This is a genomic window from Streptococcus sp. DFI.7.26 (assembly GCF_022240605.1).
GTDB lineage: Bacteria > Bacillota > Bacilli > Lactobacillales > Streptococcaceae > Streptococcus > Streptococcus xiaochunlingii.
This window is the reverse complement of record NZ_JAKOGN010000002.1, coordinates 135,191-161,585: the sequence shown is the minus strand read 5'-3', so window position 1 is coordinate 161,585 and position 26,395 is coordinate 135,191. Positions and strand designations below refer to the sequence as shown.

Below are 26,395 nucleotides of genomic sequence, written 5' to 3'. Positions count from 1 at the left end.
GAAGTTAGAGGAATAAAATGGCAAATCCAATCGTAGAAAAAGCTAAAGAAAGAATGACTCAGTCTCACCAAAGTTTGGGACGTGAATTTGGAAGTATCCGTGCAGGCCGTGCAAATGCAAGTCTCTTGGATCGTATTTATGTTCAATATTACGGAGTTGATACTCCATTGAATCAAATCGCATCGATTACCATTCCAGAAGCTCGTGTGATGTTGATCACACCTTTTGACAAGTCTTCATTGAAAGATATCGAGCACGCTTTGAATGCTTCTGATCTTGGCATTACTCCAGCCAACGATGGTTCGGTTATCCGTTTGGTCATCCCAGCTTTGACAGAAGAAACTCGTCGTGACTTGGCCAAAGAAGTGAAAAAAGTCGGTGAAAATGCTAAAGTAGCGATCCGTAACATTCGTCGTGATGCGATGGATGAAGCGAAGAAGCAAGAAAAAGCTAAAGAAATCACTGAAGATGAATTGAAGAATCTTGAGAAAGAGATCCAAAAAGTAACCGATGATGCTGTGAAACATGTTGATGAAATGACAGCACACAAAGAAAAAGAATTGCTTGAAGTTTAATCATTTCCAGCAGTTTACAGAGGAAATGAACTCAGTTGGCACTGCTGGCTGAGTTTTATTTCCATTAAGGGGCTATTGATGAGCTTTAGCCAGAAAGAAGGAAAAAATGAATACCAACCTCGCACATGATATCGTGGGCCTTGTAACGGATGAGAATGATCGCTTTTACTTTGTCCAGAAGGATGGGCAGACTTATGCCTTGGACAAGTCTGAAGGAGAGCATGCACTTGGAGAATCCGTCAAGGGCTTTGCCTATACGGATATGAAGCAACGTTTGCGTCTGACCACCCTAGAAGTCACAGCCCGTCAGGACCAATTTGGCTGGGGGACAGTGACTGAAGTTCGCAAGGACCTGGGTGTATTTGTCGATACGGGTCTACCCGATAAGGAGATTGTCGTCTCTCTGGATATTTTGCCAGAAATCAAGGATCTGTGGCCGAAAAAAGGCGATAAACTCTTTGTTAGCCTAGAAGTTGATAAAAAAGATCGGATCTGGGGTGTCTTGGCCTACCAAGAAGACTTCCAACGAATTGCTCGTCCAGCCTACAACAATATGCAAAACCAGAACTGGCCGGCCATCGTCTATCGCTTAAAACTTTCAGGGACCTTTGTTTACCTGCCTGAAAACAATATGCTGGGCTTTATCCATCCAAGTGAGCGCTATGCCGAACCCCGTTTGGGACAAGTCTTAGATGCTCGGGTCATCGGTTTCCGAGAGGTGGATCGGACCTTGAATTTGTCCTTGAAACCACGCTCGTTTGAAATGCTTGAAAACGATGCGCAGATGATTTTGGCCTACTTGGAGGGGAATGGTGGCTTTATGACCTTGAATGACAAGTCCTCCCCAGAAGAGATTAAGGCAACCTTTGGAATTTCCAAGGGGCAGTTCAAAAAGGCTCTGGGTGGCTTGATGAAAGCGAAAAAAATCAAGCAAGACCAGTTTGGAACGGAACTAATCTAAGAGGAGCCTTATGCGAAAATCATTTTACACTTGGCTGATGACAGAGCGCAATCCCAAAAGCAATGCTCCGAAAGCCTTGCTAGCTGATCTAGCTTTTCATGAGTCTGCCTTTCCAAAACATACAGATGATTTTGATGAGGTCAGCCGCTTTCTGGAAGAACATGCCAGTTTCTCCTTTAATCTAGGAGAATTTGATGCGATCTGGGAAGAATACTTAGGTCATTAGTAACAGGAGATAGTGGTGAGCCGGGGATGGTCAATTCTCGGTCACTTTGTTATAATAGAGAAAACTTACAGAAATAGAGAGGTTCTTTATTTGAAAGAACATTCAATTGATATTCAATTAAGTCATCCAGATGATCTCTTCCATCTGTTTGGATCCAATGAGCGTCATTTGCGTTTGATGGAGCAAGAGTTGGATGTGATCATCCATGCACGAACAGAAATTGTCCAGGTCATTGGGCAAGAAGAAGATTGTGAGAAAGCTAGACAAGTCATTGAGGCTTTGCTGATCTTGGTGAATCGTGGTATGATCATCGGGACGCCGGATGTCGTAACAGCTATTCAAATGGTTCGTAATGATGAGTTGGATAAGTTCGTCGCCTTGTATGAAGAAGAAATCATCAAGGATAGCTACGGCAAGCCCATTCGGGTCAAAACGCTGGGGCAAAAGATTTATGTCGATAGTGTCAAGCACCATGATGTGACCTTCGGGATTGGACCAGCCGGGACAGGGAAAACCTTCTTAGCGGTGACCTTGGCCGTCACCGCCCTCAAGCGTGGTCAAGTTAAGAGGATCATTTTGACCCGTCCAGCTGTAGAAGCAGGAGAGAGCCTTGGTTTCCTTCCAGGAGATCTCAAGGAAAAAGTGGACCCTTATCTACGACCGGTCTATGATGCTCTCTACCAGATTTTAGGGAAAGACCAAACTACTCGGATGATGGAGCGGGAGATTATCGAGATTGCGCCTTTGGCTTATATGCGGGGGCGGACCTTGGACGATGCCTTTGTCATCCTCGATGAAGCGCAAAATACCACCATCATGCAGATGAAGATGTTTTTGACCCGTCTTGGTTTTAACTCCAAGATGATTGTCAATGGAGATACCAGCCAGATTGACCTCCCTCGAAATGTCAAATCCGGTTTGATTGATGCTCAGGAGAAATTAAAAAATATTTCTCAGATTGACTTTGTGCATTTCTCTGCCAAGGATGTTGTTCGTCATCCAGTAGTAGCAGAGATTATCCGGGCCTACGAGCCCATTCCGAATCCAGTCCTCAAAGAAAAACTGGATGTGGAAGAAGAAGCAGAATAAAAGAAGAGGCAAAGATTTTATGATCTTTGCCTTTTAAATATTAGAAATTAAACCAATTCATCAATTGGTGTGAAGTTGCGTTCTAGCCCTTCTGCAACTGGTTGGCTTGTGATATGGCCTTGGTAAGTAGTAACACCTTGGCGCAATCCTTCATCAAGGGCGATGGCCTTATGGAAACCTTTGTCAGCCAAAGCTTCGACATAAGGAAGGGTTACATTGGTGAGGGCAATGGTAGAAGTACGAGCGACAGCGCCTGGGATATTGGCAACGGCATAGTGGAGCACACCATGTTTTTCGTAAACAGGCTCCGTATGTGTTGTCACACGGTCTGCAGTTTCAATAACACCACCTTGGTCGACGGCTACGTCCACGATGACAGAACCTGGACGCATTTGTTTGACCATATCGTCTGTCACTAATTTAGGAGCTTTAGCTCCAGGGATTAGGACGGCTCCGATGACAACATCGGCATCACGGACACTGGCTTCAATGTTAAATGGATTGGACATGAGGGTTTGGATTTGGTGACCAAAGACATCTTCTAGGACAGACAAGCGTTTAGCGCTGATATCCAAGATGGTCACTTGGGCGCCGAGTCCAAGAGCGATCCGAGCTGCGTGGGTTCCAACGACCCCACCACCGATGATGGTAACTTTCCCTTTAGGAACACCAGGTACCCCACCTAGGAGGACACCAGATCCACCTTCTTGTTTGGTGAGGAAGTGAGCCCCGATTTGAACGGCCATTCGTCCAGCAACCTCACTCATTGGAACCAAGAGAGGTAATTGTCCATCTAAGTCACGAACGGTTTCGTAGGCCACCCCTGTTGTTTTAGCTGAGACCATAGCGTCCGCTAATTCTGGTGCAGCAGCCATGTGCAAGTAGGTGAAGAGCAAGAGGTCTTCACGAAGGAAGCCGTATTCTTCAGCGAGGGGTTCTTTGACCTTGACTACCAATTCAGCTGCCCAAGCCTCTGCCGCAGTAGCAACGATAGTCGCTCCTTGTTTGGCGTAATCTTCATCGGCAAAGCCAGAACCAAGTCCGGCATTTGTTTCTACCAAAACTTGATGGCCTTTCTTCACCAAGCTTTGTACACCTGCAGGGGTCAAGCCGACCCGATTTTCATTATTTTTAATTTCTTTTGGAATACCAATTAACATGATTATTTCTCCTTACTTAGATTTAGGTGTGAAAAGGTCATTGGCATGAGATTGCTCTCCTAACTCAATGACCTTTTCACTCCTCATCTGATTGTTTTGATTGATTTTATTGTATAGAAAAATGGGTTAAAAAGCAAGAAAAATTTGAGCTTGCCTTCCTTTATGTTATTTGCTAAACTAATCCCTAAAGAAGGAGTGTCAAATGGAAAATTTATATGTGAAGTTAGCGGCTTATCGAGAAATAGAGACTGAGCGCTTGCACTTGCGTCCGGTCACTCTAGAAGATGCACCGTCTATGTTTGAGTACGCTTCTAATGAAACAGTTACGCGCTACACTTTTCCAACCAATCAAAGTCTAGAAGAGACGCGTAATAATATTGCCCTCTTTTACCTAGCGAGCCCACTTGGCAGATGGGGGATCGAACTCAAAGAAAATGGAAAATTTATCGGGACTATTGATTTACTGGATTTGGATCTTTCTCTGAAAAAGGGGAGTATCGGCTATGTTCTGAATAAAGATTATTGGAACCAAGGTCTTGCGACAGAAGCTACCAAGGCAGTCATTGCCCTGGCTTTTGAACAGTTAGGGATGAACAAGCTCATTGCTGTTCATGATCAGGACAACCCGGCTTCTGGACGGGTGATGGCCAAATCAGGGATGAAATATTCTCATGAAGAGCCCTACGCGATGCTAGACCTGCATGAAGAAGGGAGAATGGTGACGAGAGTTCATTATGTCCTCACAAAGGAAGAATATTTGGCAGAAAAATGAGTCAGGATATTGACAAAAGGCCTATCTCCATGATATAGTAGATAGGTACTGCTGGTTTAGCTCAGTCGGTAGAGCGCATCCATGGTAAGGATGAGGTCGCCGGTTCAATCCCGGCAACTAGCATAGAAGAAGAGAGAAGCTTAGAGAGGATCTAGGCTTCTTTTTTGTGCTTTAATTTCTAATTTAGTGCCTATTTATGGATCTTTTTTCAACAATTTTCAAAAAAACGTTGACAAGCACAGAAATCTGTGGTAAAGTTAGAACAACAAAGAGAAAGGAGAAAACCATCATGAACAAAGTAGATGTTTTGATGACACAATTGAATACACAGCTTCTCCAATCTCAGTTGAGTTCTATGTAAAAATTGAATGAAACCCAAGATGGAGGAGTCTGTCTTGGGTTTTTTGTATGCATTTTTGCCTGCCTTAACTGAATTGGTGACAGGCATCAGAAGGCCCAAGTGTGGACTGAGCACGTACTCAGCTCCTACTTGGGTTTTTTCTGTGCCATTTTGAAAGGGGAGAAGATGATAGGAGCTTTATGGAAGTACATCTGGGAGCATAAGTGGCTGTATCTCAGCATTGCTGTGGTCCTAGTGATTTATGATTATACAATTTTAATACCTACACAGGTCATTCAACGACTAGTCGACCAGCTGAGCAAGCAGACCTTGACTCAGTCAAGTTTTACGAGAGATATTGCTCTCTTGTTGGGAGCTACTTTTTTAAATTACATTTCCGCTTACTACTGGCATCTGAAGTTGTTTCAAGCTTCGGTCCATTACAAGGCTAGATTACAGGGGCAAGCTTTTCGTAAGCTCGTAGCCATGAGACGGCCATTTTATGAAAAGTTTCGCTCAGGAGATCTCTTGACACGTTTTACCACGGATGTAGACGGGATGATGGGGATGGTCGGCTATGGAATGCTGATTGTCCTTTATGGGGGAGGTTTGTTCCTCTTTATCATTCCAGCCATGTTCTTGATTTCCTGGCAGTTGAGTTTGATTTCCTTTATTCCCATGAGCTTTCTGGTTTTATCAACCTATCTCCTCGGCAAAAAGGAAGAGATCTATGTGGATGAAAACCGTGATGCGGTGGCTCACTTGAATGATGAGGTCCTAGAATCCATCGAAGGGATTCGGGTTATGCGGGCTTATAGCCGTAAGGAGCGTCAGGTGCGACAATTTCAAGAGCGGACAGAAAGTTTGGCCAAAACGGGGGATAAGATCGCCTCTATTCAAAATGCCTTTGGTCCTTTTGCTCTCTTCTTTATCGGGGTTTCAACCGTCCTTCTTTTGGTCTGTGGGGGCCATTTCTTGAAAACTGGGCAGATTAGCTTGGGTCAACTGCTAGGTCTAGAATTGTATCTAGTGGCCTTGATTGAGCCGATGTGGATGCTAGCAGATTTTATCCTTGTCTATCAAACAGCCAAGACTTCCCACAAAAAGTTGTCAGAATTGGTCGAAGAGGATGATGATTTGGAAAGAGATGGGGACGATTGGCTAGAGGAACTGAATGAGGTGGTTTTCGAAAACTATACTTTTACCTATCCAATGGCGGAGAAGGAGAGTCTTTCGCAGATTTCTTTGCAGTTCAATAAAGGGCAAACCATTGGGATTGTAGGTCGAACAGGAGCAGGAAAGACAAGTTTGGTCCGTCAATTTTTACGTCAATACCCACTTGGGCAAGGGACGTTTACCATTAATGGGGAGTCCGTTACACACTATGTGAGACGCTCTATTGAGGAAAAAATCGGTTACGTCTCTCAGGAACACATCTTATTTTCAAAGTCTATTTTAGAAAATATTTCCCTTGGTAAGAAGGGAGCTAGTCAAGAGGAAATCATGGATGCTATCGCTCAGGCAGCCTTTGCAGATGATTTGGAACGGATGTCGGATGGTCTGGACACTCTGATCGGCGAAAAAGGAGTTTCCGTATCGGGAGGACAGAAGCAGCGGATTTCTTTGGCGCGCGCCTTTTTACGTGATGCCCAGTTGCTCCTCTTGGATGATTCTTTATCCGCAGTGGATGCCAAGACGGAACAGGCCATTATTGAGACCATTCAAAGAGAGCGACAAGGAAAGACAACCTTGATAGTCTCTCACCGTCTCTCAGCTGTCCATCAGGCAGATTGGATCCTTGTGTTAGATCAAGGACGGATTGTAGAAGAAGGAACAGCTAGTGATTTACTAGCTCAAGAAGGTTGGTATTACGAACAATACCAACGGCAACAAAGACAGGAAGGAGAATAAGATGGGTATTTTAAAACGACTATTACAAAAACTATCCCTTTTTCCTGGTATTTTTGGGCTTGGTTTCATCTGTCTTTTGCTGGCAACGATTTTGTCAGATCTATCGCCATTTATTCTGCAAAAAATGATTGATGGTCCCTTGACAGCCTTGAGTCAGGGAGGAGAGTTAGGAGCACTCTATCCTATGGGTGTCCTCTATCTGATTGTTTTGGCAGTGGGTCAGATTGTCAGTTATATAGGCAATCGGGTTTTGATCCATGGAGGCAATAAGGTAACTGCACAGCTACGCGATCAAGCCTTCCTCGTGATGCAACAACTACCGATTTCCTACTTTGATGACAAGCCAGCAGGGAAAATTGCTACACGAATTGTTAATGATACAGAGACCTTACGGACTCAATTTTACAATTCCTGTATGTATTTGGTCATTCATTTGATGCGTTTCTTCTTTATCATGGGAGTTCTCTTTACTATCAATCCCATGATGGGTCTCCTCTTATGCTTGATTTTCCCTATCTTTTACGGGATTCAGGCCTTGTATAAGCATATGACAGACAAGCCTATGAAAGACTTTTTTGACTCCAGAAGTGAGATCAATACCCAGGTTAATGAACTGCTTCATGGAGCGAGTATGATCCAACTTTACGGACAAGAAGAGCGCGTGATTGATGAGTTTGATCAGACGACAGACAAGATGACTGTGGCCTATGATCGTTTGGTTCTAGCAGACTCCATTGCCTCTTGGAGCCTGACAGAATTCTTGAAATACATCGTCATTGCAGGAATTTTTACCATTGCAGGCCTATCCTATCTTGGGGGAGATTTGGGGATGACTGCAGGTTTCTTGTTTATCAATCTCAATTATGTTATTCAGCTCTTTGATCTCATGGCCAATTTGATCCGTCGTCTTCCGGATATCCGACGCTCTCTGGAAACAGGGCAACGGGTCTTGACTTTCCTAGATGAAAAGGTAGAGGCAGATGCAACAGAAGAGATCCAAATAGATCGGGCGGCTGTGGAGTTTGATCATGTCACTTTTGCCTATGAAGAAGGCAAGCCAGTTCTGAAGGACATTTCCATCCAAGCTCATCCGGGTCAAACCCTTGCCTTGGTTGGCCATACCGGTTCGGGTAAATCCTCCATTATGAACTTGCTCTATCGTTTCTATGATCCGCAGGAGGGGGAAATCCGGATCGACGGCCAGAATATTCGCCATTTCTCTAGAGAGAGTCTTCGCTCCCATATGGGAATTGTCTTACAGGATCCCTATCTGTTCTCAGGGACCATTGCTAGCAATGTGGCCATGAGTCAAACAGATATCGACCGTGATCGCGTCTTGGATGCTCTAAAACAGGTCGGTGCCCTGCCTATGATCCAGAGATTAGAAAAGGGAATCGACCATCCAGTGGTTGAAAAGGGATCTGCCTTCTCAAGCGGGGAGCGCCAATTGATTTCCTTTGCGCGGACCCTCTACATGAACCCGAAAATTTTGATTCTGGACGAAGCAACCTCCCACATTGATACGGAGACAGAGGAGATCATTCAGAAGGCTATGGCAGTCCTGCAAAATGGCCGGACGACCTTTATTATTGCCCACCGCTTATCGACCATTCAAGATGCAGATCAGATCTTGGTCTTATCAGAAGGACGCATTGTAGAGCGTGGTCGACATGAGGATTTGATCGCGCAAGGCGGAATCTATGCCCAGATGCAAGCTATCCAACAGACGGTTGAATAAAAGGGCATTCTTCAAATAGTAAAAGTAGCGTGTATTCTAGTATATACGCTATTTTTATGCTATAATTGAAATGATAGTGAGGTGATCCAAGATGTATATTAAAATGGTTGATGAGACCGGTCAAGTCTCTGAAGAAATGATCAAACAAACCCAGGAAATTTTAGAATTTGCTGCAAAAAAATTGGGCAAAGAAGACAAGGAAATGGCAGTGACCTTTGTAACCAACGAACGTAGCCATGAATTGAACTTGGAATACCGGGACACGGATCGCCCAACGGATGTAATCAGTCTGGAATACAAACCAGAGATGGACATTGCTTTTTCGGAAGAAGATTTAGAAGACCATCCAGAGTTAGCCGAGATGATGGCTGAATTCGATACCTATATTGGAGAGCTCTTTATTTCTGTAGACAAGGCGCGTGAGCAAGCAGCCGAGTATGGCCACAGCTTTGAGCGCGAAATGGGCTTTTTAGCAGTGCATGGCTTCCTTCATATCAACGGTTATGATCACTATACGCCGGAAGAAGAAAAGGAAATGTTTGGCTTACAGGAAGAGATTTTGACAGCCTATGGACTCACAAGACAATAAACGAAAATGGAAAAATCGAGAACTGATTGCCAGTCTTGAATTTGCTTTAACAGGGATTTTCACAGCCTTTAAAGAGGAACGAAATATGCGTAAGCATGCACTTTCAGCTATCTTAGCGATTGTTACAGGCTTCCTTTTTGGCATTTCAGCAACAGAGTGGCTCTTTCTACTCTTAAGTGTTTCTTTGGTCATTGCCTTTGAAATCATGAATTCTGCTCTTGAGAATGTAGTGGATTTAGCGAGCAATTACCACTTTTCCATGCTAGCTAAAAATGCCAAGGATATGGCGGCAGGAGCAGTTCTCGTTATTTCGGGCTTTGCCTTGGTGACAGGTCTTATTATATTTGTGCCCAAGTTGTGGGCTCTAGTATTTGGATAAGAGGGAGACTTCCCTCAAGAAAGGAAACTATGACATTTAAATCAGGCTTTGTAGCCATTTTAGGACGTCCCAATGTCGGGAAGTCAACTTTTTTGAACCACGTCATGGGGCAAAAAATTGCCATCATGAGTGATAAGGCGCAGACAACGCGTAATAAGATTATGGGAATCTACACGACCGATAAGGAACAGATTGTCTTTATCGATACCCCAGGGATTCACAAACCCAAGACAGCGCTTGGAGACTTCATGGTAGAGTCGGCCTATAGCACCCTTCGAGAAGTGGATACCGTTCTCTTTATGGTGCCAGCAGACGAGCCACGTGGGAAAGGCGATGACATGATCATCGAGCGCCTCAAGGCTGCTAAGGTACCGGTTATTCTGGTGGTCAACAAGATCGACAAGGTGCACCCTGACCAACTCTTGGCGCAAATCGATGACTTCCGTAGTCAGATGGAGTTCAAGGAAATCGTGCCGATTTCAGCCCTTCAAGGAAACAATGTTTCGCATTTGATTGATATTTTGAGCGAAAACTTAGAAGAAGGTTTCCAATATTTCCCTGCTGATCAAATCACTGACCACCCAGAGCGCTTCCTGGTCTCTGAAATGATCCGTGAGAAGGTCTTGCATTTAACGCGGGAAGAAATTCCCCACTCTGTTGCCGTAGTGGTGGATTCTATGAAGCGGGATGAAGAGACAGATAAGGTCCATATCCGTGCAACCATCATGGTCGAGCGCGATAGCCAAAAAGGTATTGTCATCGGAAAAGGCGGTGTCATGCTCAAGAAGATTGGAACTCTTGCGCGTAAGGATATCGAGCTCATGCTAGGGGACAAGGTCTTCCTAGAAACCTGGGTCAAAGTCAAGAAAAATTGGCGGGATAAGAAATTGGATCTTGCTGATTTCGGATACAACGAAAAAGAATATTAAGAAGAGGTGGGCAGAAGGCCTGCTTCTTGTTTTTGAAAGGAGTTCTATGCCTGAATTACCAGAAGTAGAGACTGTCCGACGCGGTCTTGAGAAATTAATTCTTGGAAAAACCATTCAGTCAGTGGAAGTAAAGTATCCTAAGATGATTCATACGGATCTAGATGCTTTTTGTCAAGATCTCCCAGGTCAAGAAATTCGGGCCATGGGGCGCCGTGGGAAATATCTCTTGTTTTATCTGACGGATCTGGTTCTCATCTCGCATTTGCGGATGGAAGGCAAGTATTTCTTTTATCCAGACGAAGTCCCTCTTCGCAAGCATGCCCATGTCTTCTTTCATTTTACAGATGGTAGCACCCTGGTCTATGAAGATGTCCGCAAGTTTGGAACCATAGAAGTCATCACACCTGAGCTTGTCGACAGCTATTTTTTGGCGAAAAAGATTGGTCCAGAGCCGACAGAAGCAGATTTTAAAGAACCAGCCTTCCAAGCAGCTCTTAAAAAATCAAAGAAACCCATTAAATCAGCTCTTTTGGACCAAAAATTAGTGGCTGGTCTGGGCAATATCTATGTAGATGAGGTCCTTTATCGAGCCAAGGTTCATCCAGCCCGTTTAGGTCAAAGCTTGACTGCTAGAGAAGCCAAAGCCGTTCGCAAAGAAACAATTGCTGTGCTTGCCCAAGCTGTTGAAAAGGGTGGCTCCACCATTCGCTCTTACAGCAATGCTTTTGGTGAGGATGGCACCATGCAGGAAGAACACCAGGTCTATGGGAAAACAGGCCAGCCTTGTTTGCGCTGCGGGACACCGATTGAGAAAATCCAGCTGGGGGGACGCGGAACCCATTTTTGCCCTCACTGTCAAAAGGAGAACTAGATGACAAGAATCATCGGATTAACAGGAGGGATTGCTTCAGGAAAGTCCACTGTCACCTCCTATTTGAGAGAAAAGGGATATCCTGTCATTGATGCTGACCGAGTGGTCCATGACCTGCAGGCACCAGGTGGAGAACTCTATCAAGCTTTGGTAGAGCATTTTGGAAGGGACATCCTTCTAGATACAGGAGACTTGAATCGTCCTGCTCTGGCTCAACGCATCTTCTCAAGCCAAAAAGAGATTGTCTGGTCCAACCAAGTACAAGGGGACATCATTCGCAAAGCTCTGGCGCGAGAACGGGACCGACTAGCTGCAACAGAAGACCTCTTTTTCATGGATATCCCCTTGTTAATCGAGCAAGGATATCTGGACTGGTTTGACCAAGTCTGGCTGGTCTATGTGACGGAAGATACTCAGTTGCAACGTCTAATGGAAAGAAACGCCCTAACGGAGGTCCAGGCGCGCGATCGTTTGGTAGCCCAGATGCCTCTAGATGAGAAAAAATCTCTTGTCGATCTCGTGATCGATAACAATAGCCAGCGTGATCACCTCTATCAGGAAATCTATCGGGCTATAGAACAAATAGAAAGAAGATGATCCTATTTCACTGGAAATCAATTGGCGTAAAAATCTTTTTATTGCCTGGATTGGCTGCTTTTTCGTAGGTGCCAGTCTTTCATTGGTGGTCCCTTTTATGGCTCTTTTTGTGGAGGAGTTGGGGGTAAAAGGTCCGGCAGTTCCTTTTTATGCTGGGATTGCAGTCGCCTCCTCCTCTTTGACTTCTGCTCTAATGGCCCCAATCTGGGGGAGTCTGGCAGACCGTTATGGTCGGAAACCCATGATGTTGAGAGCCTCGATTGCCATGACCTTGACCATGGGAGGAATTGCTTTTGTCCCCTCCGTCTTTTGGTTGTTGCTCCTACGCTTATTAAATGGTGTCTTCTCAGGCTTTGTCCCTAACAGCACGGCTCTCATTGCCAGTCAGGTGCCAAAGAATCAATCTGGATACGCTCTAGGAACCTTATCGACGGGAACTGTTGCCGGTACCTTGATGGGCCCCTTGTTGGGAGGATTGATTGCAGAGCAATTTGGTATGCGGAATGTCTTTCTCCTCGTTGGTTTTTTCCTCTTTCTCGTCTCTGTCCTGACTTGGTGGGGCATTGAGGAAGACTACCAACAAATATCCAAGGAGGAGCACCTTTCAAGCTGGGAATTATTGACTTCTATCCAGCATAAGGACATTTTACTGGGTCTCTTTTTGACCAGTATGACCATTCAGATGATCGGTCAGTCCATTTCTCCCATTCTTCCACTCTATGTAAGAGAGCTTGGCCAGAGCGACAATGTTATTTTTGTATCTGGGCTGATCGTATCAGCGATGGGGATTTCTAGTATCCTGACATCGGGATGGATGGGGAAGCTCGGAGATAAAATTGGCAACCATCGCCTCTTACTTTTAGCTCTTCTCTATAGTGGTATCCTCTATATCTTCTGTGCCCTTGCTCAGACCCCTTTTCAATTAGGCTTTCTTCGTTTCCTATTTGGGATTGGGACAGGAGCCTTAATGCCCGGAGTGACGGCTCTCTTAAACCGCATGACTCCCAAGGAAGGAATTTCTCGGATTTTTAGTTACAATCAGCTCTTCTTTTATGTTGGGGGAGTTCTTGGTCCCCTGATGGGCTCTAGTATTGCCATGCATGTCAATTACCATTGGGTATTCTATGGGACTGCTATCCTAGCCTTTATAGATTTGGCCTTCCTTTTATTCATCTTTAGAAAGTATTTGAAAGTGAGAGAAATCAGTGCGCATTAAAGTACAACTAACCTGCACGAGCTGTGGTAGTCAGAATTATTTGACAAGTAAAAATATGAAGACCCACCCTGAAAAAATTGAAGTTTTGAAGTATTGTCCCAAAGAGAGAAAAGTGACATTACATCTTGAAACGAAATGATTTTTATGGTAAAATAGATAGGATTTTAAGGAGTTTTTAAATTATGACTAAACCGTTGATTACTATTTTATTGGTACTATCTGTATTAATTATTATCGCTATCTTCATGCAACCGACTAAAAATCAATCTAGCAACGTATTCGATGCAAGCTCAAATGACTTGTTTGAACGTTCAAAAGCTCGTGGATTCGAAGCAGTGATGCAACGATTGACAGGAGTAATGATTTTCCTTTGGTTACTCATTGCGATGATTCTAATGGTATTATCCAGTAAATAAGATAGGCTTAGACATTGTCTTTGCCTATTTTTTCATCTATGGGTCGTTGGATAGGGAGATTGTCACTTGCAAAGAAATCTCTCTGAAAGAAAGAAAATAAAGGAGGCTGGGTATCCAGCACAAGATATGAAAAGTAAAATTATTGATTATTTAAAACAGGAGGGAAAAGCTCAGGTTGATCAGTTGGCTCAAGCCATTGGGAGTACAGACGCTAAAGGTTTTCGTGAACTGATTAAGACTATTTCGCTGATGGAGCGACGTCGTCAACTAACCTTTGAAGAAAATGGTTTTTTAAGTCTCCTTGATGCCAAGCCAAAAGGCGTCATTACTGTGAAAGGGATTTTCCATGCTCATAAGAGTGGCTTTGGCTTTGTTAGCCTAGAGGGGGAAGAAGAGGACCTTTTTATTGGACGAAATGATGTCAACCATGCCATTGATGGGGATACAGTTGAGGTTGTAATCACCAAGGTCGCCGATCGGCAAAAGGGGACTGCGGCAGAGGGGAAAATCATTGATGTCTTGGAGCACAGCCTCCAAACAGTCGTCGGCCAAATCGTTTTGGATGAGGAAAAACCCAAATATGCAGGCTACATCCTTTCAAAGAATCAAAAGATTAGCCAACGCATCTACGTGAAAAAACCTGCCCTACAATTAGAGGGGACGGAAGTTCTCAAGGTAGCTATTGAACAGTATCCAAGTCGGAAGCACAATTACTTTGTTGCCTCAGTACAAGATGTGGTTGGGCATGTGACAGATCCTGGGATCGATGTCTTGGAAGTTTTAGAGTCTATGGATATCGTCTCAGAATTTCCAGAAGCAGTCCTCAAAGAAGCAGAAAGCATCCCAGACCAGCCTAGTGAGAAGGATATGGAGGGACGTTTGGATCTTCGAGATGAAATCATCTTTACCATTGATGGTGCCGATGCCAAGGACTTGGATGATGCGGTTCACATCAAGCGTTTGGAAGGTGGGAATTTTGAGCTTGGCGTTCACATAGCTGATGTCTCTTATTATGTGACCGAAGGTTCGGCCTTGGACAAGGAAGCCCTCAACCGGGCAACCTCTGTCTATGTGACAGACCGGGTCGTGCCCATGTTACCTGAGCGTCTATCAAATGGGATTTGTTCCTTAAACCCTCAAGTGGATCGCTTGACCCAGTCAGCCATTATGGAGATTGACCAGCGTGGTCGGGTACTTCGTTACCAGATCACCCAAACTGTCATTAAAACGACTTTCCGTATGACCTATAGCGATGTCAATGAGATCATTGCTGGAGACCAGGAGAAGCGTGAGGAATACCAAGCCATTGTCCCAAGTATCGAAGCCATGGTTGGTCTTCATCAGATCTTAGAAGGAATGCGGGAAAAACGAGGAGCCCTGAACTTTGATACCAATGAAGCAAAAATCCTGGTCAATCCTCAAGGAAAACCAGTAGACATCGTCTTGCGCCAACGTGGGGTTGCAGAACGGATGATTGAATCCTTCATGCTGATCGCCAATGAGACAGTAGCTGAGCATTTTGCCAAACGAAAACTTCCCTTTATTTACCGGATTCACGAAGAACCCAAAGCAGAGAAGGTGCAAAAGTTTATCGATTATGCTTCTAGTTTTGGCCTTCCAATTTATGGGACAGCTAATTCCATGAGTCAGGAAACCTTGCAGGACATCATGAAGAAGGTAGAAGGGGAACCCTATGCTGATGTCTTGTCTATGATGTTGCTTCGTTCCATGCAGCAAGCGCGTTATTCCGAGCACAACCACGGACACTATGGGCTAGCAGCTGAGTTCTATACTCACTTCACCAGTCCGATTCGCCGGTATCCAGACTTATTAGTCCACCGCATGGTGCGAGAGTATGGAAAAGATTCTGAAGTGGCTAGCCATTTTGAACAGGTCATTCCAGATATTGCTAGCCAATCCTCTAGTCGGGAACGCCGCGCCATTGATGCGGAACGGGAAGTAGAAGCCATGAAGAAGGCAGAGTACATGGAGGACTATGTTGGCGAAGAGTACGATGCTCTGGTGTCCAGTGTCGTCAAGTTTGGTCTCTTTGTTGAATTGCCAAATACTGTAGAAGGTTTGATCCACATCACCACCTTACCTGGTTTTTATCATTTTAACGAGCGCGATTTGACCTTGCGCGGGGAAAAATCAGGCGTCACTTTCCGTGTCGGTCAGGAGATCCGAATCAGGGTCGAAAGAGCGGATAAGATGACTGGTGAGATTGATTTTTCGTATATCCCAAGTGAGCTGGATTTGATTGAAAAAGTCACTAAAGCATCGGGCCGTAAAGATCGAAATGGACACTCTAAGCACCCTTCTTCTAAGAAAGAAGAACGAAAGCAAGGAGGCTTTAGAGAGAACAAGCGCAAGCATTCACCAAAAGACAAGAAGAAAAAGAGTAAGAAACCTTTTTACAAGGAAGTAGCTAAGAAAGGAGCTAAGCATGGCAAAGGGCGAGGGAAAGGTCGTCGCACAAAATAAGAAAGCAAGCCACGATTATACAATTGTTGATACCATTGAAGCAGGAATGGTCCTCACTGGTACAGAAATCAAGAGTGTTCGAGCAGCTCGTATCAACCTCAAGGATGGATTTGCCCAAGTCAAAAATGGGGAAGTCTGGCTCAGCAATGTTCATATTGCTCCCTATGAGGAAGGCAATATCTGGAATCAAGACCCAGAACGCCGTCGCAAACTCTTGCTGCATAAGAAACAGATTCAAAAACTGGAGCAGGAAACTAAAGGGACTGGGATGACTCTAGTTCCCCTTAAGGTTTACCTTAAGGATGGTTATGCTAAGCTCTTGTTAGGCTTAGCCAAAGGGAAGCACGATTATGACAAACGTGAATCCATCAAACGGCGGGAACAAAATCGTGACATTGCTCGTGTCATGAAACAATACAATACGCGTTAAAGTAAGAAATAGGAACAGCTGAAGCAAGGGCTGAAAACTGTTCCTATTTTTAAATTTCTCTTCTTGAAACCGCTTGCATTTTTATCTGGATAGGGGTATACTGAAGGTAGCGTTGGTATAGTTGTTTTTCGTCGGCTTGAAATTGATTTTCTAGCCTCTTTTGTAGTCATAAAGGAGATCGACTATGAGAAAACTACTGGTCAAACTGATGATTGCTTTGATGGTCTTTGCCTTGATTCCAGTTCAAGTTGCGCAGGCCTGCTCAGCCTTCATTGTTGGGAAAGAACTCACGACTGATGGTTCCATGCTCTTTGGGCGGACTGAAGACTATCCTTATGCGCCCGATGGTGGTCGCCACAATAAAACCTATGAAGTGGTACCTGCCAAAGACTATAAGGATGGGGATATGTTGGAGGACGAATCCAACGGCTTTGCTTATCCTCACTTGAGTCATGAAATGAAATATACCGCAACTTATGATGCAGCCCATGGAGATGGTTCCAACGGGAACTTCGGAGCACATGGCTTTAACGAAGCGGGCGTTTCCATGACTTCTACCGTATCTGCAACCCCACACGATAAGATTTTGGAAGCAGATCCACTTGTGAAAAATGGCTTGGCTGAAGCTGCTATGGTAGACTTGGTTCTTCCACGTGCCAAAACAGCTCGTGAAGGAATTGAGTTGGTTGCTAAGGTACTTGATGAAAAAGGATCTGCCGAAGGAAACATCATTGTCGTAGCAGATAAGAATGAACTCTGGTACATGGAAATCCTCTCTGGTCACCAATATGTAGCCATTAAATTCCCTCAAGACCGCTATGCCATCTTTGCCAATACCTACTATCTAGGACATGTGGATTTCAAGGACAAGGACAACGTCATTGCTTCGAAAGATGTGGAAGCAGTTGCTAAAAAGGCAGACCACTACAAGACTGATAAAGATGGTAACTTCCATATTGCAGACTCTTATGGTCCAGATGAATATACCGAACGCAACCGCTCACGGACCTATGCAGGGATTACCTTGATGGATCCGAAGGCGGACATCAAATATGATGATAAGCACTTTGACCTCTTGCGCAAACCAACGGATCCTTCTAAAAAGTATAGTCTAGAAGATGTTTTCGCTGAACAACGGAACCGGTTCGAACACCTTAAACAATACACACCAGATGACTTGGTGGAACCAGGTAAAGAAGTCGATACCAATAAATACAAATATGCTTTGGGAAATGAAAACGTCATTAACGCCCACGTCTACCAAATTAAGAAGGACTTGCCGACTCCATTTGGTGGTGTCGTTTGGTTAGGTCTCGCTCAAAGCCGGAACACGCCTTATGTGCCATTCTATGGTATTGTCAACGATACCTATGCACCATTCAAAGTTCGCTCTGCCAAATACGATCCAACTTCTTGGTATTGGGCTGTTTGGCATATTGACCAAATGGTCATGAAATACCCAGACCTCTTTGGCAACAGCATCCAAGAGAAGTGGAAAGAATTGGAAAAAGGCTGGATCAAAGAACAAGCAGCTTTGGATCAAAAATATAGTGGACTCACTGATGACCAAGCGAAAGCTACTGCAGATGAAGTAACAAGTGACTCACTTAAACGTGCGGAAACGATTTTCAAACAAATCAAGCAAGTTGAAAGCGAGATGGAAGATAAGATTCGTACAGAAAAAGGTTTGGAAGCAGACTTTGTATATGACGGCTATAACAAGGCCAATCTGGTAGCAGCAGCTCAAGCTGAAAAAGATGCATCGAAAGAAACTGATAAGAAGGAAGAAACAGCTTCTAGTCAATCATCTAGCAAGGCAAGTGATTCAAACAGCAGTTTATCTGCCGTCTTAGGAGTTTTGGCTCTTGCAGGATTTGGCTTGGCAGGTTTCTACTTTAAAAAATCAAAAAAGAATGAAAATGAAGAATAAGTAGACAGAGACTGTTAAATCAGCATCCTGCCTCAACTGGATTCTAAGAGAGTGGAATAGAAGTCTTCAGAAAAGGAGCTTGTAATTCCACTCTTTTTATTGTTATTTGCATGCAATTTTTGTATGATAGGGATAGATAGAAAGAAGGAGAAGAAACGGATGCCTGAAAAATTAATTGCCTATAAACGGATGCCTTTGTGGACCAAGGATACCATGCCTGAAGCAGTCCAAAGAAAACACAATACCAAAGTAGGTACTTGGGGAAAGATTACAGTCCTAAAAGGAAAACTCAAGTTTGTTGAGCTGACGGAAGATGGGGAAGAAGTAGCTAGCCATGTTTTTGAGGCAGGTGCGGATAACCCGATGGCACAGCCGCAAGCTTGGCATCGTGTAGAGGCCCTTACAGATGATGTGGAATGGTTTTTGGAATTCTACTGTGAGCCCAAAGATTATTTCCCCAAAAAATATAATAGCAATCCCGTCCATTCGGAAGTGCTAGAAGCCATGGAGTCCCTTTCTCCAGGCAAGGCCTTGGATTTGGGGTGTGGACAAGGACGAAATGCTCTCTTTTTGGCCCAGCATGGCTTTGAAGTGACAGCAGTCGATCAAAATGAATTAGCCCTAGAGATCCTCCAAAGTATTGTAGAACAAGAAGATTTGGAAATGACTGTGGGACTCTATGATATCAACTCAGCGAACCTAAAACAAAGTTATGATTTGATTGTCTCAACGGTTGTCCTCATGTTCTTGCAAGCGGATCGCATTCCAGCGATTATTCGAAATATGCAAGACCAGACCAATCCGGGAGGCTATAACTTGATTGTTTGTGCCATGGATACAGAGGACTATCCTTGCCAGGTTCCTTTTTCCTTTACCTTTAAGGAAGGCGAGCTAGCAGACTACTACAAGGATTGGGAACTCGTTAAATACAATGAAAATCCAGGGCATCTGCACCGACGTGATGAAAATGGCAATCGAATTGCCTTACGCTTTGCGACCATGCTAGCCAAGAAAATATAAATAGCTCTCTAGACAAGGACCCCCTTGCAGTCGTCCTTGTCTTTTTATATCTGAAAACTTTCTGAAAATACTTGATTTTTTACAGAAAAGGAGTAGACTGTTAGTGTATCTTTCAAGAATTTTGAGGAGAAGCGCGTGAAACTATATGTTCAACTGATGATTATCTTTACCATCTCTTTGATTGGGGAAGGGATATCGACCCTCTTTCATTTGCCAATTCCAGGAAGTATTATCGGTCTACTGATTTTATTTCTTTGCTTGCAGTTGAAATGGCTTCGTATCCGCCATGTGAATCTGGTCGGATCTTTTCTCTTAGCCAATATGACGATTTTATTTTTACCTCCAGCGGTTGGGATTATGGATAAGTTTGATGTTATCCAGCCTTATTTATTGCCCATCGTATTGATTATTTTAGGGGCTATCATCATCAATGTAACCCTTATTGCCTTAGTTGTCGGTTTTATCAAGACAAGGTATGAGGGGGATTATGAAGGAGGGAAAAAATAATGGAAAGTTTGTGGTCAAATCCTCTCTTTGGGATTTCTTTATCAGTCTTTGCCTATCTGATTGGGATGATGATTTTTCGTCGCTTTCCCCATCCGATCACGACACCCCTCCTAGTTGCTACGGTATTAATCATTGGATTTTTAAAGCTGACAGGGATTTCCTATAAGGCCTATAATATTGGCGGGACCTACCTCAGTAATTTGATTGTGCCTTCAACGGTTGTCCTGGGAATCCCCTTGTATAAGAGTTTCCATTTGATGAAGCACCATGCCAAGAGTATTCTTCTTAGTAGTTTTCTAGCAGTAGTAGTCAACACGCTTTTTACAGCTGTCTTGGCTAAGCTTTTTGGGATGAAGTACTTTCTAGCTATTTCCCTCTTTCCTAAGTCTGTGACAACAGCCATGGCAGTGGGGATTTCTGAAAAAATGCAGGGAATAACTACCATTACCCTAGTTGTCGTTGTAGCGACAGGTATCCTGACAAGTGTCCTAGGACCAACGATTCTTAAGTTCCTAAAAGTAGAGGATCCTGTTGCCATTGGTTTGGCCCTTGGGGGTACAGGTCATGCGGTGGGGACTGGTACAGCCTTTCAGTATGGTCAAGTAGCCGGAGCTATGGGTGGCTTAGCAATTGGGATAACTGGCGTTTTCTACGTCTTTATAAGTCCCCTTGTCGCGAGCCTGATTCTTTCCTAAAAAGGTAGAGAGTATTCAGAAAAAGCTTGGAAGAAGTTCCGAGCTTTTTTGTATACAGTTAGATAGAGAAGGTTGTTTAATAATTTGAAGGTCAAACAATTTTCAGATAGATTACTAATTGATTACAGTCGTTGTAAGCGCTTGCCAAACTTTGGTTCAAAAGGTATACTAAAAGAGGTTATACGGTTAATATCTAGTTAAAGGAGTTCAATATGAAGAAACGTTATGCTCGATCAGCCTTGGGCTTGATCACTGCTCTCTTCCTCTTTGCCCAACCGGTAGAGGCCTGTACAGGTTTTATCATCGGTAAAAAGTTAACAGCAGATGGGAATGCTTTGTACGGACGTACGGAGGACTTAGAACCAAACCACAATAAGAACTTTGTGGTCAGAGAACGAACTTATAACAAGAAAGGGGAGGTCTTTGAAGATGCCACCAATGGCTTTAAGTATGAGCTCCCAGAAGTAAGTTATAAATATACAGCTGTCCCAGATGTTACACCAGAACAGGGTGTATTTGATGAAGCTGGTTTTAATGAGCATGGTGTGTCCATCTCGGCGACCGTCTCAGCTTCAGCAAATGACAACATTAAAAAGGTCGATCCTTATGTAGAGGACGGCTTGGCTGAGTCTGCCCTCACCACTGTCGTTCTTCCAAGTGTCAAAACGGCTCGTGAAGGAGTCGAGCTCATTGCGAAAATTGTGGAAGAAAAAGGGGCAGCAGAAGGAAATATTGTGACGATCGCGGACAAGGAAGGTATCTGGTACATGGAGATCCTTTCTGGTCACCAATATGTAGCGATTCTCTTCCCAGAAGATCGCTATGCAGTCTTTCCAAATACCTTCTTCTTAGGACATGTTGATTTTTCAGATAAGGAACGGACTATTGCCTCGAAGGATGTTGAAAAAGTCGCCCGTGATGCAGGAACCTATAAAGAAATCGATGGCCAGTTCCATGTGTCTCAATCCTACAATCCACCTTTGCATGAGGCAGATCGTTCTCGTGTTTGGTCTGGTATTAAGTCACTGGATCCAGATGCAGATGTGAACTACGATGACGAGTATTTTGACTTGATGCATACAACGGATCGGAAATTGACGCTACGTGATGCGATGAATCTCCAACGCAATCGGTTAGAAGGAACAGACTTCAAACCACAAGATCAAATGGAGTTAGATGGAAAAGGGATTCCAGAAAAAGGGAAGTTTGATGAAGTCTATAAATACCCGATTTCGAACCCGAATGTCATGGAAGCCCATATTTTCCAATTAAAGGACAATGTTCCTGATAGTGCTGGTGGGGGAACTATGTGGTTAGCGATGGGAAGCCCACGAAATGCTCCTTACCTGCCTTACTATGGCAATATCACCAATACCTACCAAGCCTATCAAGAATTAGGGACAGCCTATAATCCCCAATCTTGGTATTGGACCATGTCTCGCATTAATGATTTAGTTGCCAAATATCCTGATTTGTTCGGAGATGGAGCCATCCGTACTGAAATGGAACGCCTAGAATCTCAATGGATGGCTGAGCAAGAAATCAGTGACCAAGAACAAATTGCCCTCGCTTCGCAGCCAGAGCAGGCGAGCCTAAAAGCGACAGAAACGAGCATGACTCGAGCTCAAAAGACCTTCGATCGTCTGCAAGAAATTCGTCAAGAAGCAGAAGAAAAGGTGATTGCTCAATATGGACAAGGTGCTATTGACGATTTAACAGATGAAGAAGATGCAAACCAAGAAGAAGAAATCAATTTGGTACCATTTGATTATGACTTCGTCATCACGATTGGCTTAGCCCTTGTGACAGTGATAGGAGTAGGAATTTTCTTCATTAAATCAAAGAAAGCAAAGGGAGGTAAGAAGGATGAATAAGTTTCAACGAATATTGCTCTTCCTATTTTTGGTCTTAGCAGGGATTGGGATGGAGTTTGAGCTAGGCTCTCTCTCTCAACAAGAGTTTAACCAAGTAGCAGGAAGAGATTTGGTATTAAATCTGCTCGTTTTAGCGGTGATTGTCGTTCCTCTTTATCTCTTTATTAAGCGACTTGCAAAAAGATTTGAGGTTCCTCTTCTTGTTTTGTGGGCGACCATGTTTGGTGGTGCTTTTGTTGCTGGCTGGCTCAGTTTTTCAGGGAACAGCCTCATTGACCATTTCAATAGTCATCTCATTCAAGATGTTAGTACCTTTAATAAATGGACAGATGCTTTGACAGCACCTTTTTCTGAAGAATTTTTCAAAGCTCTGGTGGCCTTCTGGATCCTCTTGATTTTGGGTCGTAAGGATTTGAAATCGATTTTAATTGCCGGCTTTGGATCTGGTCTTGGTTTCCAAATCATTGAAGATCTAGGTTATGTGGCGCGTCAAACGCGAACTGGAGATCTCTCAGCAGTAACAGAGGCAGTGAACCGCATTTCTGGTGGTTTAGCATCTCATGCAGTCTACACAGCTGTTGTATCTGTTGGAGCCTTTCTCATCCTGTCTCAGTGCACCAAGCAAAAAGAAAAGCTCTTTGGTCTCTGGTGTGTAGTTTCCACGGTGACCAATCACTTCTTATGGAATTCCCCATTCTATGAAACAGACCATCGGGTCAATATTTTGGTAGGCTTGCTCTTTGCCTTCCAAGTGGGAACCTTTATTGAGGTCGTGCTCTTTACTCATAAAAATCCGAATCTAAACCTTTTAAAGAAACAGTAAGAGATGGATTTGGTAGTCAGGAAATAAAAAATAGTCTGGGACAACATTGTTCTCAGTCACAAAAAAGCTAGAGATTTCCAATTGTGGAACTCTAGCTTTTTAATTTTGAGTCATTCTCTTATTGTATTTGAGGAGGTTATTGGCCATGAGAACCAATCCCATGTCAATTTTAACCTGTCATTTGCCTCTTAGATTACATCTCTTGTAACCCAAACAAGCCTTTGTCTGCCCAAAGACAGGTTCCACATTAACCTTGCGTTGGGCAAAGATGTGACTGCCTTCGACAGATAAAAGCGCTTGGCTTTCTTTTACTTTTAGGAGCTGATACCTCTCATTCACATAGAGCCCCTTTTGTGAAGCCAAGTCAGCTTGTTCTGCCTTATAAACCCTAATTTCCTGTCTAAAATCTGTTGTGGTATGGTTGTGTTTGAGGTGATCAAACTGCTATACCCAACTCTCTGGATGGGTGTAGGTATCTGTTGTTTCATCGTAAGTCCAATTATCCAAATTCCTATCAGATTCTTTGTATCTTTCTTCTGTTCCTTGTCAAAAAGACTATATTTAATCAAATGCTCAATACCCATCCTATCCAAGTTGATAAGATCTGGCAAATATTTTTAAACGCTTGTTAGACCTAAAGGTTCCACTAGTTGGCGGAGCTGATCATGGCTATAGTGAAGCTGTCTATCTAGAAGATTTAGAGAGCAATGGCATTGAACTCAACAGAGACAAGCCTGTGAACGAGTGGGATATTCGTGAGGATGGTCGAATTACTGGAATCACAGAAGAGCTGTCTGCGCAAGAAATCTATGAATTAGGCAAAGAACTTGATCCTTTTGTGATCGCAGAAGGCACTCGCATGGGCCATGTTTACCTATCTGTTAAAAATAGCCGAGAGGCATGTGCATTTTATCAAGAGTCTCTAGGTCTTGAGGATAAATTCACGATTCCACATGTCAGTTGGATAGCATCAGGGAATTATCACCATCATCTAGCAGTAAATGAATGGGGTGGTAAAAACTTAGCTCCTCGTGAGAATGGAATGGTAGGTCTTGCCTACTATTTGGTTGAAGTTGAGAATAAAGAGTTTTTGGTCAATTTGCTTACGCAAGCTCAGAGAAACAAGGCTAGAACCCACTGGATTTCTCTTTCTGAATTCTCCATTACAGATAAAGATGGAATTATAACGAGAGTCAGAGTGGAGAACTAGAAGTCTTTGTCTTTAAGATAAATGCTCCTTTTGACAAAGGACTGTATTAGAGATATAATGTAGAAAAATCGTTTTAGGATAAAGATATGACAAGATCAAAGTACATTACACGCCTCAAACGCTCAGAAGGTCAATTGCGAGGTATTCAAAAAATGATGGAGGAAGAGCGTGATTGTATTGATATCATTACTCAATTAACAGCAGTGCGGTCCAGTGTTGATCGTATTATTGAACTGATGATAACGGAGAATTTAACAACTTGTATTAACGACCCTTTAGAGGATCCTCAAGCACAGAAGGAAAGATTGGAAAAGGCGGTTAAATACTTGATTAAACGCAAGTAATAAAAAACATACGTTTCTCTTAAATAGTGAACAAATGATTAAAAGAGCAGTTGGTTTTCTTGAAATTAGACCAATTGCTCTTTTTGATTTTTATTTATTCAACATCACCAGACCAAGCGCTCATACCACCTCGGATGTTGATAACATCATAGCCTTTTTTCTTGAGCTTTTTAGCAGCCATCTTGCTTCGAACACCGGAATGACAAATGACATAAAGTGTTTCATTTGTCGCAGGTGTGTAAGCTCCGATTTCGGTTAGAGGAACATTCTTGGCGTTTTTGATATGGCCTCTACGGAATTCCGTAGGCGTCCGCACATCCAGTAGCTGAATTGGTTCCTTGAGTTTAGCTTCTAATTCGCTGGTAGAAATACTATCAATTTTTGTAAATAAGTGAAACATAGGCACCTCCGATATACCCTTATGGGGTATATTAAACCACTAAGCAACGCTTTTGTCAAGTAAGTTGAATTGATTAGTATTGTTTCCTTTTCAGTATACAAGATGCCAACTTACAAACTAAAGAGTTGGTTGATAGGTTAATGACTAGAACCTGTCATATTTATTCAACAACTACCTGTCTAGAAAATTACCTTTTCTGAAAACAGACCACATGCTCTGTTGTAAAATGAAGTGCAACACAAAAGACATGTTCATCTGATATACTAGAGTTGCGAAAAACAGTATAAAGGAAGATGAACATGTCTGCTAATTATCCTACCACAAATCAATCCTACAAGCACTTATCTGAAGCTGAACGAGGGGAATTGAAGCTTATTTAAGCGTAGGACTCAAACCTGCTTACAACCTACAAATCGCTACTGAAAATCAGTTCGTCCTTCACGATGACATCTATCAAAATCCAACAGATACCAGAACGCTGTTGCCTTTTTTAGAAACCTATCCACATGAGTTAAAAAGAGCTGTCGCCGATGCGGGATACGGTAGTTTGGAGATTCTTCTTACCTTGGATAGGATGGGTATTGAGCATTTGATTAAATATAGTCTTTTTGACAAGGAACAGAAGAAAGATACAAAGAATCTGATAGGAATTTGGATAATTGGACTTACGATGAAACAACAGATACCTACACCCATCCAGAGAGTTGGGTATAGCAGTTTGATCACCTCAAACATAGGCATAGCACAACAGGTTTTAGACAGGAAAATATGGTTTATAAGGCAGAACAAGCTGATTTGGCTCCATAAAAGGGGCTCTATGTGAATGAGAGGTATCAGCTCTTAAAAGTAAAAGAAATCCAAGCGTCAGGTAAAAAATGACATGGGATTAGTACTCATGGCTAATAATCT

General features: G+C 43.3%; 28 protein-coding genes, 1 tRNA gene and 2 pseudogenes. 28 read left to right on the top strand and 3 right to left on the bottom strand.

The window, feature by feature from the left end; translation table 11 throughout:
- The first annotated feature begins 17 nt into the window (after positions 1-17).
- The 4 genes from frr (at position 18) to L0M85_RS03440 (ending at position 2,851) form a co-directional block, all read left to right on the top strand.
- Positions 18-575, top strand: coding sequence for a ribosome recycling factor (gene frr, locus L0M85_RS03455; protein WP_048689643.1), 558 nt, complete (start codon positions 18-20; stop codon positions 573-575).
- 106 nt (positions 576-681) lie between these two features.
- The gene (gene cvfB / locus L0M85_RS03450; RefSeq protein ID WP_048689640.1) at positions 682-1,536 is read left to right on the top strand and encodes an RNA-binding virulence regulatory protein CvfB; all 855 of its coding nucleotides are present in this window, start codon (positions 682-684) and stop codon (positions 1,534-1,536) included.
- Between the two features lie 10 nt (positions 1,537-1,546).
- Positions 1,547-1,762 (top strand): YozE family protein, encoded by a 216-nt coding sequence (locus L0M85_RS03445; RefSeq protein WP_048689636.1) that lies wholly within the window; start codon positions 1,547-1,549, stop codon positions 1,760-1,762.
- Positions 1,763-1,852: 90 nt separating this feature from the next.
- Positions 1,853-2,851: a PhoH family protein gene (locus tag L0M85_RS03440; RefSeq protein ID WP_172605100.1), complete on the top strand. Its 999-nt coding sequence runs from the start codon at positions 1,853-1,855 to the stop codon at positions 2,849-2,851.
- Between the two features lie 47 nt (positions 2,852-2,898).
- Here L0M85_RS03440 and ald read toward each other — a convergent pair whose 3' ends face one another.
- Positions 2,899-4,011, bottom strand: coding sequence for an alanine dehydrogenase (gene ald, locus L0M85_RS03435; RefSeq protein ID WP_238656493.1), 1,113 nt, complete (start codon positions 4,009-4,011; stop codon positions 2,899-2,901).
- Positions 4,012-4,213: 202 nt separating this feature from the next.
- Between ald and L0M85_RS03430 the strand changes: the two genes are divergently transcribed.
- The 20 genes from L0M85_RS03430 to L0M85_RS03335 all read left to right on the top strand — a co-directional run bounded on the left by L0M85_RS03430 (position 4,214) and on the right by L0M85_RS03335 (position 23,532).
- Positions 4,214-4,783 carry a GNAT family N-acetyltransferase gene (locus L0M85_RS03430; RefSeq protein ID WP_061564225.1) on the top strand — a complete coding sequence of 190 codons (570 nt, stop codon included), beginning with the start codon at positions 4,214-4,216 and terminating at the stop codon, positions 4,781-4,783.
- A 50-nt stretch (positions 4,784-4,833) separates the two neighbouring features.
- Positions 4,834-4,906 (top strand) — tRNA-Thr (locus L0M85_RS03425).
- 403 nt (positions 4,907-5,309) lie between these two features.
- Positions 5,310-7,034: an ABC transporter ATP-binding protein gene (locus L0M85_RS03420; protein WP_238656492.1), complete on the top strand. Its 1,725-nt coding sequence runs from the start codon at positions 5,310-5,312 to the stop codon at positions 7,032-7,034.
- Position 7,035: 1 nt separating this feature from the next.
- Complete coding sequence (locus tag L0M85_RS03415) at positions 7,036-8,772, top strand: ABC transporter ATP-binding protein (RefSeq protein ID WP_238656491.1); 1,737 nt, start codon at positions 7,036-7,038, stop codon at positions 8,770-8,772.
- 91 nt (positions 8,773-8,863) lie between these two features.
- Complete coding sequence (ybeY, locus tag L0M85_RS03410; RefSeq protein WP_238656490.1) at positions 8,864-9,361, top strand: rRNA maturation RNase YbeY; 498 nt, start codon at positions 8,864-8,866, stop codon at positions 9,359-9,361.
- Positions 9,342-9,740 carry a diacylglycerol kinase gene (locus tag L0M85_RS03405; RefSeq protein ID WP_238656489.1) on the top strand — a complete coding sequence of 133 codons (399 nt, stop codon included), beginning with the start codon at positions 9,342-9,344 and terminating at the stop codon, positions 9,738-9,740. Before ybeY ends, L0M85_RS03405 begins: the two co-directional genes overlap by 20 nt.
- A gap of 29 nt (positions 9,741-9,769) precedes the next feature.
- Positions 9,770-10,669 (top strand): GTPase Era, encoded by a 900-nt coding sequence (gene era, locus L0M85_RS03400; protein ID WP_238656488.1) that lies wholly within the window; start codon positions 9,770-9,772, stop codon positions 10,667-10,669.
- A gap of 46 nt (positions 10,670-10,715) precedes the next feature.
- Positions 10,716-11,540, top strand: a complete 825-nt coding sequence (gene mutM / locus L0M85_RS03395; protein WP_238656487.1) for a DNA-formamidopyrimidine glycosylase — start codon at positions 10,716-10,718, stop codon at positions 11,538-11,540.
- Positions 11,541-12,137, top strand: a complete 597-nt coding sequence (gene coaE, locus L0M85_RS03390) for a dephospho-CoA kinase (protein ID WP_195323709.1) — start codon at positions 11,541-11,543, stop codon at positions 12,135-12,137.
- Positions 12,138-12,153: 16 nt separating this feature from the next.
- Positions 12,154-13,353 (top strand): multidrug efflux MFS transporter, encoded by a 1,200-nt coding sequence (locus L0M85_RS03385; RefSeq protein WP_342751249.1) that lies wholly within the window; start codon positions 12,154-12,156, stop codon positions 13,351-13,353.
- Complete coding sequence (gene rpmG / locus L0M85_RS03380; protein WP_081453577.1) at positions 13,343-13,492, top strand: 50S ribosomal protein L33; 150 nt, start codon at positions 13,343-13,345, stop codon at positions 13,490-13,492. The genes L0M85_RS03385 and rpmG overlap by 11 nt, the downstream gene beginning before the upstream one ends.
- Before the next feature lie 43 nt (positions 13,493-13,535).
- On the top strand, positions 13,536-13,769 hold the full coding sequence (gene secG, locus L0M85_RS03375) for a preprotein translocase subunit SecG (RefSeq protein WP_006595869.1): 234 nt from the start codon (positions 13,536-13,538) through the stop codon (positions 13,767-13,769).
- A gap of 126 nt (positions 13,770-13,895) precedes the next feature.
- The gene (rnr, locus tag L0M85_RS03370; RefSeq protein WP_195323710.1) at positions 13,896-16,253 is read left to right on the top strand and encodes a ribonuclease R; all 2,358 of its coding nucleotides are present in this window, start codon (positions 13,896-13,898) and stop codon (positions 16,251-16,253) included.
- Positions 16,216-16,683, top strand: a complete 468-nt coding sequence (smpB, locus tag L0M85_RS03365; RefSeq protein ID WP_006595871.1) for an SsrA-binding protein SmpB — start codon at positions 16,216-16,218, stop codon at positions 16,681-16,683. Before rnr ends, smpB begins: the two co-directional genes overlap by 38 nt.
- Before the next feature lie 184 nt (positions 16,684-16,867).
- Positions 16,868-18,613: a C69 family dipeptidase gene (locus L0M85_RS03360; RefSeq protein WP_125374362.1), complete on the top strand. Its 1,746-nt coding sequence runs from the start codon at positions 16,868-16,870 to the stop codon at positions 18,611-18,613.
- A 159-nt stretch (positions 18,614-18,772) separates the two neighbouring features.
- Positions 18,773-19,633 (top strand): SAM-dependent methyltransferase TehB, encoded by an 861-nt coding sequence (gene tehB / locus L0M85_RS03355; protein ID WP_048689588.1) that lies wholly within the window; start codon positions 18,773-18,775, stop codon positions 19,631-19,633.
- A 135-nt stretch (positions 19,634-19,768) separates the two neighbouring features.
- A complete protein-coding gene (locus L0M85_RS03350) occupies positions 19,769-20,140 on the top strand; it encodes a CidA/LrgA family protein (RefSeq protein ID WP_061564218.1) in 372 nt (123 codons plus the stop codon).
- The gene (locus L0M85_RS03345) at positions 20,140-20,835 is read left to right on the top strand and encodes an LrgB family protein (protein ID WP_048689583.1); all 696 of its coding nucleotides are present in this window, start codon (positions 20,140-20,142) and stop codon (positions 20,833-20,835) included. Before L0M85_RS03350 ends, L0M85_RS03345 begins: the two co-directional genes overlap by 1 nt.
- A 212-nt stretch (positions 20,836-21,047) precedes the next feature.
- The gene (locus L0M85_RS03340; protein WP_048689579.1) at positions 21,048-22,709 is read left to right on the top strand and encodes a C69 family dipeptidase; all 1,662 of its coding nucleotides are present in this window, start codon (positions 21,048-21,050) and stop codon (positions 22,707-22,709) included.
- Positions 22,702-23,532: a PrsW family glutamic-type intramembrane protease gene (locus L0M85_RS03335; RefSeq protein ID WP_048689576.1), complete on the top strand. Its 831-nt coding sequence runs from the start codon at positions 22,702-22,704 to the stop codon at positions 23,530-23,532. Before L0M85_RS03340 ends, L0M85_RS03335 begins: the two co-directional genes overlap by 8 nt.
- Positions 23,533-23,709: 177 nt before the next feature.
- Here L0M85_RS03335 and L0M85_RS03330 read toward each other — a convergent pair whose 3' ends face one another.
- Positions 23,710-23,871: a transposase gene (locus L0M85_RS03330; RefSeq protein ID WP_061564216.1), complete on the bottom strand. Its 162-nt coding sequence runs from the start codon at positions 23,869-23,871 to the stop codon at positions 23,710-23,712.
- 265 nt (positions 23,872-24,136) lie between these two features.
- Between L0M85_RS03330 and L0M85_RS03325 the strand changes: the two are divergent.
- Together L0M85_RS03325 and L0M85_RS03320 are read left to right on the top strand one after the other, a co-directional pair.
- Positions 24,137-24,742 (top strand): annotated as a pseudogene (locus L0M85_RS03325) (VOC family protein); the annotation flags it as partial.
- 86 nt (positions 24,743-24,828) lie between these two features.
- A complete protein-coding gene (locus L0M85_RS03320; RefSeq protein WP_048689573.1) occupies positions 24,829-25,086 on the top strand; it encodes a metal-sensitive transcriptional regulator in 258 nt (85 codons plus the stop codon).
- Between the two features lie 94 nt (positions 25,087-25,180).
- Here the strand turns inward: L0M85_RS03320 and L0M85_RS03315 are convergent, their stop codons facing one another.
- Positions 25,181-25,486 carry a rhodanese-like domain-containing protein gene (locus tag L0M85_RS03315; RefSeq protein ID WP_238656485.1) on the bottom strand — a complete coding sequence of 102 codons (306 nt, stop codon included), beginning with the start codon at positions 25,484-25,486 and terminating at the stop codon, positions 25,181-25,183.
- A 293-nt stretch (positions 25,487-25,779) separates the two neighbouring features.
- On the opposite strand from L0M85_RS03315, the pseudogene L0M85_RS03310 reads away from it, so the two are divergent.
- Both L0M85_RS03310 and L0M85_RS03305 read left to right on the top strand, forming a co-directional pair.
- A pseudogene (locus tag L0M85_RS03310) lies at positions 25,780-25,886 on the top strand (IS30 family transposase); the annotation flags it as partial.
- A gap of 12 nt (positions 25,887-25,898) precedes the next feature.
- The gene (locus L0M85_RS03305) at positions 25,899-26,309 is read left to right on the top strand and encodes a transposase (protein WP_342751248.1); all 411 of its coding nucleotides are present in this window, start codon (positions 25,899-25,901) and stop codon (positions 26,307-26,309) included.
- Positions 26,310-26,395 lie beyond the last annotated feature (86 nt).